Source organism: Enterococcus sp. DIV0174 (assembly GCF_050529065.1).
In the GTDB taxonomy this organism is placed as follows: domain Bacteria; phylum Bacillota; class Bacilli; order Lactobacillales; family Enterococcaceae; genus Enterococcus_B; species Enterococcus_B thailandicus.
Window position 1 is genome coordinate 553323 of record NZ_CP172881.1, and the last position, 12581, is coordinate 565903.

Here is a 12581-nt window from a genome sequence, read left to right on the forward strand (position 1 = left end):
ATTCACTTCAAAATATGGAAAGCTATTTTGAGTGTCTGTTCACTATCTTTTCGGAGCTAAACGTTTTGCGCCACAACCTTATTCATACTCTTCCAACTCAATACTCAAGTTTTCCCAATCAACTAGCTTTTCTTCTTGCTCAACTCGCGCATTTTCCAACTGCTGGTTCAAGTCGTTTAATTTTACATGATCGTCAAGAACATCAGGACGAACCATTTCGGCCTCTAGCTGTGCAATTGTTTCGTCCAATTGTGCCATTTCTTCTTCGACTTGCGTAATTTTTCGACTTAAACTACGCATTAATTTTTGTTGTTCTTTACTTTGATAGTAATTTGATTTGCTAGTGGGTGTTTCAACGACTTCTGTTTGTTCTTCTTTTGCCAAGAGTTCTGCAATTTCTTCTTCTTCCTGTTTCTTTTCCAAATAATAATCATAGTCGCCAAGATACATCTTGCTACCATTTTCAGATAACTCAACAACCTTTGTTGCGATGCGATTGATAAAGTAACGGTCATGAGAAACAAAGAGCAGGGTACCATCGTAATCTATCAGAGCATTTTCTAGAACTTCTTTATTATCAATGTCCAAGTGGTTTGTTGGCTCATCAAGAATTAAAAAGTTTTCTTGATTCATCGCTAGTTTGGCTAATGCAACTCGTGCTTTTTCGCCACCACTTAATAACGGAATCGTTTTTTCAACATCTTCGCCAGAAAACAAAAAAGCTCCTAGCGCACTACGAATTTCTTTTTCCGGTAAAGTAGGATGTTCATCCCATAATTCTGCCAAAATTGTTTTATTTGTGTGTAAGTCTGCTTGTCCTTGGTCATAGTAACCAATTGTTACATTCGTTCCAAGGTGCTGATTTCCTCGAATAAAAGGCAGCTGATGAATAATTGATTTAAGCAAAGTTGACTTCCCGATTCCATTTGGTCCAACGAGAGCAATCGCTTCTTGACGACGAACATCTAAATTAATTGGCTCAGATAATACTTCACCGTCGTAGCCAATTGCAGCATCTTCCACTTGTAAGACAACATTTCCAGAAGGTTTTTCTGCGTGGAAAAGAAAATGCGCTTGCTTTTCATCCCCTTGAGGACGATCTAGGCGGTCCATTTTTTCTAGCGCTTTCCGACGGCTTTGGGCACGCTTAGTTGTTGATGCTCGCACAAGATTCCGCGCAACAAAGTCTTCCAGTTTGTGAATTTCTGTTTGCTGTTTTTCGTATGCTTTCCAATCACTTGCAAGTTGTTCCGCTTTTAGGTCAAGATATTTGGAATAATTTCCTTTGTAATGACGCATCTTTTGACGGCTAAGCTCGTATACTTCAGTGACAACTTTGTCAAGAAAATAACGGTCATGTGAGACAATTAGTAAAGCACCTGTGTAGCCTTGTAAATAATTTTCTAACCATGAAAGTGTTTCAATGTCCAGGTGGTTAGTTGGTTCATCGAGAATCAAGATGTCTGGATGTTGCAAAAGCATCCGAGCTAGTGCAAGACGGGTTCGTTGGCCACCTGATAAAGTATCGATTGTTTGTTCATAAAAAGAAGGATCAAATTTGAATCCATGCAAGACGGAACGAATTTCGTTTTCATAACCATAGCCGTTTTTGTCGGAAAATTCGTGTTGTAATCGATCATATTCTTTTAAAAAAGAGTCGTAAGCAGGTGTTTCAGGGACTCCTTCACTGATTGCAATCTCTAGTTCGCGCATGCGTTGCTCCATTTTGCGAACTTCTGCAAAAGCTTTTAACATTTCGTTCCAGACGGTTTCATTAGAAGACAAACCGGTATCTTGCGCTAAGTAACCGAGTGTAGCTGTTTTATTTTTGGTAATCGCGCCTTCATCCGGAGCTTCTAGACCTGCAATTATTTTTAGTAATGTTGATTTTCCAGCACCATTGCGACCAACTAAGGCAATTCGTGCGCCAGTGCTGATTTCTAAATGAATATTTTGAAACAAAACGTCCGCACCAAAATGGCGGGCGACTTGGTTGGCTTGTAATAAAATCATCGAATCCTCTTTTCTACTTTGTGAATTCTTCTAGGAATAAAAAGTAATTTTCAACTTGTAGTCTACCATAAATTCATTAAGACTGCGAGATTAGCGACAATGATAAAAAGATGAATAAAGAGTAAAAATTCACAATATCCGAGCAATCAAATTGATTTTTTCCTATAGATACTGCTATGATGGGTAAATCAAAGAAAAATTAGAAACTCGTGGAGGTAAGCAAGTGAAAGATCATATAATTCCAAAGGCAACAGCAAAGCGTTTGCCCTTATATTATCGTTATTTGAGAATTTTAAATAATGCTGGAAAGAAAAAAGTTTCTTCAACTGAATTAAGTGAGGCAGTCCAAGTCGACAGTGCAACTATTCGACGTGACTTTTCTTATTTTGGAGAACTAGGAAAACGTGGCTATGGGTATGACGTGGAAGATTTAATGCACTTCTTTGCTAAAACGCTAAATGATGATCAACTAACAAACGTTGCCTTGATTGGTGTCGGAAATCTTGGAAGCGCCTTGTTAAAATATAAATTCCATCAAAGTAATAGTATACGTGTTAGCTGTGCTTTTGATGTCAATGAAGAAATCGTTGGAAGAATTGTTGATGGAATCCCTGTCTATCCAATGGATGATATGATGGAACAAATCAAGATCCAACAAATCGAAGTAGCTATTTTGACTATCCCAGCTTCAAAAGCGCAAGAAGTAGTAAACCGTTTAACTGAAGCAGGAATCAAAGGGATTCTCAACTTTACCTCTGCGCGATTAAACGCGCCAGCAGATGTTTTGATTCAAAATGTTGACTTAACAAACGAATTACAGACATTGATTTATTTCTTGCATTCAGATGCAACTTTAAACACAATGGGTGAAGAATAAGTTAAAGAAGGTTGTAAAAGAAGTGTCTAGCTCCAATAAATAAGAATAAATTTTCAGAAATTGCTTCTAAATTTTTGTGAAATTTAGGCTTATTTTGAAGGAGTTACTTCTTGAACATTGAGAAAAAGGTTGTGGCGCAAAGCGTTTAGCTTCAAGCAATAAAAAAATTTTTCTAAAAATAGTTTCGCATATTTTTATGAAAAATGACTTATTGCCGAAGAAGCTGCTTTGGGAACACCGCTTATTCATAAAAAAGAACCTATGGTAGAACTAAAAATAAAACGTTTCTCAATTTAAAACCGCCTAAAATAATCGTTTATAAAAACGAATTTTAGGCGGCTTTTCTATTTGAGCTATTCTTGTCATTATCCCTTTTTTGTGTTGAAAATTTCTTCATAGTTTAGTGCGTCAGTAGTATGGGTTATTTGAGTTAAAAGGAACTCAATTTTTTCTAAGTCAATGAAACGTGCTTGACGTGCAATCTCTTTTCCTTTGTGAAAAATCAAAATCACTGGGACAGTCAAAACTTCAAATGTGCTAGCAACCTCAGGAATTTCGTGAGCATCCAAATGCAAGGCAGGAATATCGAATGAAGTGAGCAACTTCTGTAAACGTGGTTCAATTGCATGACAGACACTACAATGAGGCATGGAAAGAAAAAGGACAACCGTGTCTTCCGTGTCGATGAGTTGTAATGCTTCTGCTAGCTGAGTTGTTTTCTTCATTCAAACGACCTCGTTTCTCTTTTTTATTTTCTGTGACTAATGTAGTTGGGAATGAGTGAATTGTCAATCAAGTTGCTTTTACAAAAAAACAAACTAAAAGATAAGAGAATAGTAAACTTTTTTTCTTAACTTGTAATTTTTTAAGGAAAAGCGTATATTATTTTGGCAAATGACGTTGTATTAGAAGGAGAGACAGTATGTTTTCTTGGATACCCAATTCGGTTTTGCAAATGAGCACGATTTTTTTATCCATCGTTATCGAAGCATTACCGTTCGTTTTATTAGGTTGCATCATTTCGGGAGCATTACAAGTTTTTTTGACGCCGGAACGTGTTCGACGTTGGCTTCCTAAAAATAAATTTTTATCTATTTTAGTTGGCTCTGGATTAGGATTCTTTTTTCCTTCATGTGAGTGTGGCATTGTGCCAATCGTCCATCAATTTGTAAAAAAAGATGTTCCAGTACCAACTGCATTTGCTTTTATGTTGACTGCACCGATTATCAATCCAGTGGTGATTTTTTCAACTTATATCGCATTTGGCAATTCTTGGAAAATGGCAGGCTGGCGTGTACTAGGTGCTTTTTTGGTTGCCCTAGTAGTAGGCATTTGGTTGGCTTATTTTCAAAAGGAATCTGTTTTGAAAGAAAAATTGATTCAAAATCACTTAAATGAACAGCAAAAACATTCACATCATCATCATGAGTTGCCGATTGAAGACCAGAAGATGAAAGAAAGAAGATTTGCCAACATCCATCGATTGGGTCAGCAAGTATGGCATGTTTTGACTCATGCGATTGATGAATTTTTTGATACAGGTCGCTATTTGATCATTGGTGGACTGATTGCGGCAGCGATGCAAACTTATTTACCAACACGAGTAATGTTGACTTTAGGATCAACTAAAATCTTAGCAATTGTCATCATGTTGTTATTAGCATTTACGATGTCGTTATGTTCTGAAGCAGATGCATTTATTGGTTCTTCCCTATTAAGTTTATTTGGGACAGCACCTGTCGTCGCTTTTTTAGTTTTTGGACCAATGGTGGATATCAAAAACTTGTTGATGATGAAGCGTTACTTTAAAAGTCAATTTATCTTTGCATTGATTTGTGTCATTGCAGTGGTTGTTATAGGTTATACATTACTCATCTAGGAGGGAAAGTGATGATCCGTTTTTTAATTTTATCAGGTTATTTTGAACTGATGATGTATTTACAAGTTTCTGGCAAGTTAGACCAGTATATCAATGTTCATTATCGGTATTTAGCAATCCTTTCGATGATTTTATCTGCAGTACTAGCATTAGTTCAACTCTATTTATGGGGAAAAAATGACCCAGAAAAAGGAACAGATGAGCATCACGATCATGACCACGGATTGACAAAACCAAGCCAGCGTTTGGTTGCTTATGTACTACTAGCTTTACCAATCATAGTAGGAACATTGTTTCCAACGGTTAGTTTGGATACCACGATTGTTGAAGCAAAAGGATTTAATTTTCCTGTTAGTAAAGAATCTGTGGGTGATCCGGAAATGCAGACGCAATATCTGAAACCTGATACAAGTATTTATTTCAATCAGTCTGATTATCAAGAACAGATGAACGAGTTAAAAGCAAAATATGGAGATAAACAAACTATTCAAATCACAGATGAAAATTATTTGGAGATTATGGAGCTGATCTATAATTATCCAAGTGAATTTATTGGGAAAACAATTAGCTATGATGGGTTTGTTTATCAGACGCCAGATAAAGAAAAACAAGATATTTTCTTATTCCGTTTTGGCATCATTCACTGTGTAGCAGACTCAGGTGTTTTTGGGTTATTGACGCAGATGCCAGAAGGAATCACGGTCAAAAATGATGAATGGTATCATGTGGAAGGTGTGATTCAGTCTGAATATTACCAGCCATTCAAGCGGGATATTCCGACCGTACATGTGACGACAGCGAAAAAAGTGACTGCGCCAAAAAATCAGTATGTCTATCGTTCTTTTTAGGGAAGGAATATGAAAGGATTATTCCACTCTAAAAAGAAAAAAACTAGAAATGACTTCTCCCATTCTTGCGTAATTTGACTTTATTTTGAAGAATTACTGCTTGAACATTATAGACAAAGTCATGGCATAAAGCGCCTAACACTAAAAAAACAAGTGTAAAGGATTAAAGCAAAAGAAAACGTCGAGCCCAGTTACGCTCGACGTTTTCTTTATTTTTTTGTCAGGAATTTCTTTTTACGTTTGCTAATCATAGATTCACGCTTTAATTTAAAGTTTCGAATATTGTGATTAAAAACCTCAGATAAAACTAGTCCTAAAGCAATTGCACCAGCAATCATAATTGCTTGTACCGCGTATGTAATCGCGTCTTGATAAGAACCAGTGACTAAATTGCGGACAGCTTGATAAGCTAGCCCCCCAGGAACCAATGGAACCATTCCAGGAATATTAAAAATTGTGACCGGCATCTTGAATTTTTTTGAAAAAACATCGCTAATAAAGGCGACTCCCAGTGAACCAAGTAAGGAGCCAAATGCAGCATTACCACCAAAGGTAATCGTGACCCAGTAGATCATCCAGCCAAGTGCGCCAGAAAAACCACACCAAGCCAATGCGCTTCGTGGCACATTTGTGATAATAGCAAACGCGGCTGTTGCTAAAAAACTAAAAGAAAATTGTATCAGTATCGTCCACATGGGTAAGCTCCTTTTCGATTAAAAAAGTTGAAAGATAAAAGCAATGGCAAAGCCAATCATAGTGGCTGTCATCATAGCTTCTGTTCCGCGAGATACACCTGAAAGGTAATGGCCAGCTAACAAATCGCGAATGGCATTGGTAATTTGAACCCCAGGTACTAACGGCATGACACAACCGATAATAATCAAATCTTGATTGATTCCGATATTTAGTCGAACACTAAGAATAGCCGCTAATCCAATAAATAAAGAAGAAAAAAATTCTGAAAGAAATTTTATTCTGAAAAATTTCAAGCTATATAAATAAATGGCGTATCCTATGCCACCAATGAGTAATGCAATGGGAAGGTCAGCTAATTCGCCACCAAATAAAACCATAATAGTTGCACTGATGATAGCTGCGCTAAAAATTTGTAACCAAACAGGAAAAAAGAAGCGCTCTTTATAAATGCCTTGTAAGGCATCGTAGAGTTCAGTCAATGTTAATTCCTTAGCTACGTATCGTCGAGATAGATCATTGACCTTTACTACTTTTTCAAGATTGATGGAACGATTGGTAATTTGTTCCATTCGAATAGTTGAAGTTCGATCAAGTCCAATAAACAATCCTGTTTGTGTGACATAACTAACTAAACGATAATTGCCAGAAGCTAGAGCAATTCGACTCATTGTATCTTCTACTCGGTACATTTCGGCGTTGCTTTCCATCATGATTTTACCTGCAAGTAAACAAGTATCAAGTAATAAATTCAATTCTTTTTCCGACATACCATCTTCTCCAATAGTTCATTTGTTGTTTTCATTCTACTACAAAAAACAGAAATGAAGTAAAAAACTGAATGAAAAAACACTTGAGCAATGAAAAAAAGAGGCGTATACTTTTTTTAGTCATGCGGGTGTAGTTTAGTGGTAAAATCCCAGCTTCCCAAGCTGATGTCGCGAGTTCGATTCTCGTCACCCGCTTTGTACAAAGGACGTGCTTTTATTGTCGTATAGACGATAACTGCACGTTCTTTTTTGATTGAAGATAAAAAGGGAGTTTCTAAAAAGGGGAACATATGTTAAAGTTTAGAAGAATTGGCAAGAAGAGGAGTAGATAGATGAGTAAGAAAACCACTAAGACTATTATGGGTGTTGTCATCGCAATTTTAGCCGGAGCTTTTGGGATTTCGACAACGCAAAACGATTCGGATATCTTTCAACAGATTACTGCAATTTTCGATTCAGCACCACAAGCAGCAAAGTTAGCAGATGTTCCTGAATACGATGGTAAGCATCAAGAAATAGAAATCAATAATAATCAGCCTGATTTTTCTCAATCAGATCTTAGTTTGGCCAACGGTGTTTGGGAAAAATATTCTGAGGTTGATCGTTTAAATCGAGTAGGTTCAGCAAATGCGATGTTAGGAAAAGAGTTATTTCCAACAGAAAAAAGAGAACCTCTTTACGTAAATCCAACTGGATGGAAGCAAAAAAAACTAACTGATGGTCAATGGTTGTACAATCGTAGTCACTTAATTGGTTTTCAGCTAACTGGTCAAAATAATAACATCAAAAATTTGATGACAGGGACTCGTTCGCTAAACACACCTTATATGTTGGCGCATGAAAATGATATTGCTGCATACATCAAAGAAACAAATCATCACGTGCGTTATCGAGTGACACCTTACTTTGAAGATAGTGAGTTAGTAGCACGCGGTGTTCAATTAGAAGCGCAAAGTATCGAAGACTCTAAGTTGAAGTTCAATGTTTTTATTTACAACGTTCAAGACGGTTACACAATCAATTACCAAACAGGTCAAGCTGTTAAGAGTAAAAAATAAGTAAAATGATGGTAAAGTACAAACTCTCCAGAATGATTTTTTGTACTTTGCCATCACTTTTTTTATTTGAAACAGAAAAACGTACATTTTATCTAAAATAACGTATAATGAACAACGAATGTTTTATTAAAGAAGCTTGTACAAATAAAAAAAGAAACAAAAAACAAATGGTAAATTTCCAATTGTTAAATGTTTTATTATTACTGAAAAAAGTACATAAGATTTATTTGTAGTTTGAGCGTTCTTCTAGTAAAATGAATGTGGATAAGGTAGAATAAATACCTTGCGGGAAAGAGGTGTAGAATCATGGGTTTTACAGATGAAACCGTACGTTTTGATTTTGATGATAATCGCAAAAAAGAAGTCGGTGAAACATTAGCAATCGTTTATCGGGCTTTGGAAGAAAAGGGCTACAATCCTATTAACCAGATTGTTGGCTATTTACTTTCTGGAGACCCGGCCTACATTCCTCGTTATCGTGACGCACGAAATTTAATCAGACGTCATGAGCGCGACGAAATTATGGAAGTAATCGTGAAAGATTATCTTTCAAATCATGGAGTGAATTTATGAGAGTAATGGGCTTAGACGTTGGCTCAAAAACAGTTGGTATCGCAGTAAGTGATCCATTCGGTTGGACTGCCCAAGGTGTAGAAATTATTCGAATTGATGAGGCAGCTGGTGAATTTGGTTTTGACCGTCTAAAAGAATTGGTCGCTGAATATGAAGTGGATCGATTTGTTGTAGGATTGCCCAAAAACATGAATAACTCAATCGGACCAAGAGCAGAAGCTTCCATGGCTTATGGAGAAAAAATCAAAGAACTATTTTCTTTACCGGTCGAATTTCAAGATGAACGGCTAACAACAGTTCAAGCTGAACGCATGTTAGTGGAACAGGCAAATACGTCACGAGCAAAAAGAAAAAAAGTAATTGATAAATTAGCCGCAGTCATGATTTTACAAAACTATCTTGACGGCTCGGGTAAACAACTATTTTAGAAAACGAAAAGAGGAATTGATATGACAGAACATAATCATTCACACGATCATGACCATGAAGGACATGAGCACATCACATTAGTTGATGATCAAGGAAACGAAACACTTTACGAAATCTTATTGACTGTTGATGGGCAAGAAGAATTCGGTCGTAACTACGTACTATTATACCCAGCTGGGGCTTCTGAAGATGAAGATGTTGAGTTACAAGCTTATGCTTACATCGAAAACGAAGATGGTACAGAAGGCGAATTGCAACAAATTGAAACAGATGCTGAATGGGATATGATTGAAGAAGTTTTCAATACATTCATGGCGGAAGAAGAAGAATAGTCCTTTTAAAGAGCAGAATCCTTATTATATAAGGGTTCTGCTCTTTTTCTTCTTTTTTGAATGCCATTAGATTATCAAGCATTAAGATGTTGAACAAATTTATCAACAGTTTGGACTTTTGTCTCTTTACTTAGATGACCATAAGTATCCATTGTAATTTTGATTGAAGCATGTCTTAGTCAATCTTGTACGTCCTTTAATGATGCACCAGCGTCTAGAAGAAGGCTAGCATGTGTATGTCTGGTTACATGGATACCTAGATGATGTCACCCAAAAGGTCACGACCGAAACCCAAATCGACGAAAATAGACAGGTCATTCTAGATCGAGAAAACAAACCTAGAAACTTCTATACCGATGAAATTATCGGGTACAAATATTCAATGACAATTCTTGAAGGACAATTCCGTAAAAAAGCAACGTAAGTCACCATCAAACACACTAGACCATTCAATTGACAATAACGAGATTATGAAGCGTGAGAGTGTCAAATGTCGGTTTAAGAATTTACGACCAAGCATGGCCTGATACCCGATGTATTACAAAGCAGAAAAAATTGTTTTGTTAGGGAATCAGAAATAAAAAAAGTATGGATAGGAAATGCCAATTTTCCTACCCATTTCCATTAGACTTGTTTGAAAGTAATCAAACATCAATATCGATTCTGCAGAGTCCATATATTTTCTCATACTTTCTCAAGTCACTTCGAAATTCATCAATCAGACCTTCCGCACTTATCATTTTTAACCCTTTAAAAAATTGAATAAGTTCTTTTTCTTTGCCCGTACCATCAAATAAATAATCGAGTAATAGACTGTAAAAATTTACATAGATTTCCGTTTCTCTAGAAAAGACCATATTATTTCGTACATTACTGTATTTTTTTAGATATTTCACTGCGTGTAGATAATCTTTTCTTTCTAGCATTAGAAGAAAGGCATTATTGTAAAGAGCATACAGCGAGGTATGAAATATTTCATAATCTCTGTTTTTTTCAATTTTTTTTTCAATTTCATTCATACGCTGGTTTATGTAACTTGTTTCAAATAAAAATAGCAACGAGGTAAAGGATGTGATTTCAAATCTCCCAAACTCATTTACTCTATCCAAGTATTCTATAATCTGCTTGATATATATTTGATTACTATGGGTAAATTCTCTCTCGTTCCCTGATCTATTATACCAATTGAATGCCTTTGCAACTAAAAAGTTTCGAACATCTACAATATCACCTGTTTTATCAGCAATTATTTTTAGATTATGCAAGATATATTGGGGAGGTTTTTTCCCCTCATGAATACATCTAACTAGCTTTTTTAATTCTTTATTTTTGATTCTGATATTGTCAACTTGCAGATAAAATAGAAATTCATCTAAATTCACATTTATTTTTTCTAAGAGTTCTAAAAGAACAAGTAATGGTACCTGATTTTTGCCGTTTTCATATTTCACCACAGATTCTCTTGTTGTTATTTTATCTGCAAGTTGTTTTTGCGTGATTCCCCTGTCTATACGCATTTTGCGTAACAATTCATGAATTTCCATAGTATGTCTTCTCCAGTTAGTTTAATCATAAGTGAATATTTGTACCTAATAGCAGAGTGAAGCATTCTATCATATATAATCATAACCATAAAGAAATATATTTCAATAGCTATAAAAACTAGGAGGCGATTATTATGATTATTCTTCAATTATTCGATTGGTTGAATAATGGTTGGCAAATTGATGTTAGGTAAAAGGAGTCGCTTACAATTAATGTTTTTCTATTTATTCTACTAAAGAGAAAATATATTTCAATAACTCAGCAATTAGAATCAGAACTACTTTCACTATTATCAAAATAAAGCGATAACGTAAGAGAATTTTATTGGAAATATTGCTCTAATCAAGCTTAACGGAAAGTTTCACTCTATAATCTAGGGCTTCAAGGAAGAATATTATTAATGATATTATATTTGTGATAATATCACTGATAAAATATGGGGATAAACAGATTAAGATAATAATTTTGAATACATATAAAAAATATTATTGTTATTAATTCGAGTTGTATATCCAGTTTTATTTCAATTGATTCTCGAAGAATATGGCTATAAAATTCAAGTTGGTCTATAAAATTATTAGAGGGGTAGACTATTATGAAGAAGAAAAAGGTATTTATTGTTTTGCTAAGTAGCGTGATAATACTGATTGGCGGCTATTTTGGGTGGAAATTTTATCAAAATACGACTAGAACAATCATTCCCGTAGATGATTTAGATAAAGTCAGTATAAAAAAAGAAAATAATCAACTGATTCTTGTAGGGAAAGCAAAATTAGATCAATTCGAAAGAGTATCCAATTATGGGGCTGTTCAAATTAACGACACACTTTATATTTATGTTATGAAAACTAAGTCTTTGATTAAGGAAGATGGGATTAAAGAAAATATTACTAAAATTTCCGTTAGTGATAGCCCCGTTTCTCCTGAAAAAATTTACTTGGTTAGTGGGAAGCATATTGAAGTAAAAGAAAAAGATAAACCAAAAATGAATTATATGGATGTAACAAGATATTCTAAAAAAAGAGAATTAATTGAGTAAGTTTGTGTAACATTATTATGCCTAATATACTATAACTTTTTTGATTACTGGTATCTTTTGAAATTAAGTGTAGAAGTAGCATATTTTTGTTTAGATAGAGAAATTAAAAGAATGTTAGTTTTTCGTATTCATTTATTTGTGGCATTCTTTAATTTTAATAAAATTAGCGTTTAGGAGGAGAATCAATGAAGAAAAGATTGTTTGGTGTTTTGGCGGTAACATTATTTTTTGTTGGCGGTGCTACGACTGTATATGCAGCGCAAGGTAATTGGACTTCTAGTTGGCAATGGGATGCAAATAGTGTTTCTGGGGTCGGAACTGCAAATGCTCAAAATGAGACGGGACATTATAATCTGAGAGTTGTACGAGCTGGTGGGGCTTGGATTGGTGACAAGAGTGTAACCTTATCTCCTAACCAATCTGCTTCTGCTGATTTTTGGGGACAACCTCTTCTTGATCGTCAAGGTCAGGTTTTAATCGCCCCAAGATATTATCATGCTCCTTGGTTTAATGCTTAATTTTTTG

15 protein-coding genes, 1 tRNA gene and 1 pseudogene are annotated in these 12581 nt (G+C 35.3%); 11 read left to right on the forward strand and 6 right to left on the reverse strand.

All coding sequences use genetic code 11. The features are described 5' to 3' along the window. Positions 1-78: 78 nt before the first annotated feature. Entirely contained in the window at positions 79-2013 is a 1935-nt protein-coding gene (locus IGJ93_RS02675) for an ABC-F family ATP-binding cassette domain-containing protein (RefSeq protein ID WP_067481574.1), read from the reverse strand. 223 nt (positions 2014-2236) lie between these two features. Between IGJ93_RS02675 and IGJ93_RS02680 the strand changes: the two genes are divergently transcribed. Continuing rightward, positions 2237-2890 carry a redox-sensing transcriptional repressor Rex gene (locus IGJ93_RS02680; protein WP_095803441.1) on the forward strand — a complete coding sequence of 218 codons (654 nt, stop codon included), beginning with the start codon at positions 2237-2239 and terminating at the stop codon, positions 2888-2890. Positions 2891-3255: 365 nt separating this feature from the next. Here IGJ93_RS02680 and IGJ93_RS02685 read toward each other — a convergent pair whose 3' ends face one another. Continuing rightward, a complete protein-coding gene (locus IGJ93_RS02685; protein ID WP_067481578.1) occupies positions 3256-3615 on the reverse strand; it encodes a thioredoxin family protein in 360 nt (119 codons plus the stop codon). A 197-nt stretch (positions 3616-3812) separates the two neighbouring features. Here IGJ93_RS02685 and IGJ93_RS02690 point away from each other — a divergent pair, with 197 nt between their 5' ends. Further along, the gene (locus IGJ93_RS02690) at positions 3813-4769 is read left to right on the forward strand and encodes a permease (protein ID WP_071868644.1); all 957 of its coding nucleotides are present in this window, start codon (positions 3813-3815) and stop codon (positions 4767-4769) included. A gap of 11 nt (positions 4770-4780) precedes the next feature. Further along, complete coding sequence (locus tag IGJ93_RS02695) at positions 4781-5617, forward strand: TIGR03943 family putative permease subunit (protein WP_075492160.1); 837 nt, start codon at positions 4781-4783, stop codon at positions 5615-5617. Between the two features lie 209 nt (positions 5618-5826). Here the strand turns inward: IGJ93_RS02695 and IGJ93_RS02700 are convergent, their stop codons facing one another. Together IGJ93_RS02700 and IGJ93_RS02705 are read right to left on the reverse strand one after the other, a co-directional pair. Beyond that, positions 5827-6312 carry a threonine/serine exporter family protein gene (locus IGJ93_RS02700; RefSeq protein ID WP_067481582.1) on the reverse strand — a complete coding sequence of 162 codons (486 nt, stop codon included), beginning with the start codon at positions 6310-6312 and terminating at the stop codon, positions 5827-5829. Positions 6313-6330: 18 nt separating this feature from the next. Beyond that, positions 6331-7080 (reverse strand): threonine/serine exporter family protein, encoded by a 750-nt coding sequence (locus IGJ93_RS02705; RefSeq protein WP_075492162.1) that lies wholly within the window; start codon positions 7078-7080, stop codon positions 6331-6333. Between the two features lie 124 nt (positions 7081-7204). Here IGJ93_RS02705 and IGJ93_RS02710 point away from each other — a divergent pair. The 5 genes from IGJ93_RS02710 (at position 7205) to IGJ93_RS02730 (ending at position 9472) form a co-directional block, all read left to right on the forward strand. Continuing rightward, a tRNA-Gly gene (locus IGJ93_RS02710) sits at positions 7205-7275 on the forward strand. 137 nt (positions 7276-7412) lie between these two features. Then, the gene (locus IGJ93_RS02715) at positions 7413-8138 is read left to right on the forward strand and encodes a DNA/RNA non-specific endonuclease (RefSeq protein WP_071868648.1); all 726 of its coding nucleotides are present in this window, start codon (positions 7413-7415) and stop codon (positions 8136-8138) included. 306 nt (positions 8139-8444) lie between these two features. After that, positions 8445-8711 (forward strand): IreB family regulatory phosphoprotein, encoded by a 267-nt coding sequence (locus tag IGJ93_RS02720; protein WP_067481587.1) that lies wholly within the window; start codon positions 8445-8447, stop codon positions 8709-8711. After that, entirely contained in the window at positions 8708-9139 is a 432-nt protein-coding gene (gene ruvX / locus IGJ93_RS02725; RefSeq protein WP_067481589.1) for a Holliday junction resolvase RuvX, read from the forward strand. The genes IGJ93_RS02720 and ruvX overlap by 4 nt, the downstream gene beginning before the upstream one ends. 21 nt (positions 9140-9160) lie before the next feature. After that, positions 9161-9472: a DUF1292 domain-containing protein gene (locus IGJ93_RS02730; protein WP_067481590.1), complete on the forward strand. Its 312-nt coding sequence runs from the start codon at positions 9161-9163 to the stop codon at positions 9470-9472. Positions 9473-9546: 74 nt separating this feature from the next. Here IGJ93_RS02730 and IGJ93_RS02735 read toward each other — a convergent pair. Continuing rightward, positions 9547-9732, reverse strand: a pseudogene (locus IGJ93_RS02735) (tyrosine-type recombinase/integrase); the annotation flags it as partial. Between IGJ93_RS02735 and IGJ93_RS02740 the strand changes: the two are divergent. Beyond that, a complete protein-coding gene (locus tag IGJ93_RS02740; RefSeq protein ID WP_071868649.1) occupies positions 9705-9896 on the forward strand; it encodes a hypothetical protein in 192 nt (63 codons plus the stop codon). The pseudogene IGJ93_RS02735 and the gene IGJ93_RS02740 sit on opposite strands and share 28 nt — an antisense overlap. A gap of 220 nt (positions 9897-10116) precedes the next feature. Here the strand turns inward: IGJ93_RS02740 and IGJ93_RS02745 are convergent, their stop codons facing one another. Continuing rightward, on the reverse strand, positions 10117-11016 hold the full coding sequence (locus tag IGJ93_RS02745; RefSeq protein ID WP_285603158.1) for a helix-turn-helix domain-containing protein: 900 nt from the start codon (positions 11014-11016) through the stop codon (positions 10117-10119). 596 nt (positions 11017-11612) lie between these two features. Between IGJ93_RS02745 and IGJ93_RS02750 the strand changes: the two genes are divergently transcribed. Beyond that, positions 11613-12056 (forward strand): hypothetical protein, encoded by a 444-nt coding sequence (locus IGJ93_RS02750; RefSeq protein ID WP_071868651.1) that lies wholly within the window; start codon positions 11613-11615, stop codon positions 12054-12056. 185 nt (positions 12057-12241) lie between these two features. After that, the gene (locus IGJ93_RS02755; RefSeq protein ID WP_071868652.1) at positions 12242-12574 is read left to right on the forward strand and encodes a hypothetical protein; all 333 of its coding nucleotides are present in this window, start codon (positions 12242-12244) and stop codon (positions 12572-12574) included. Positions 12575-12581 lie beyond the last annotated feature (7 nt).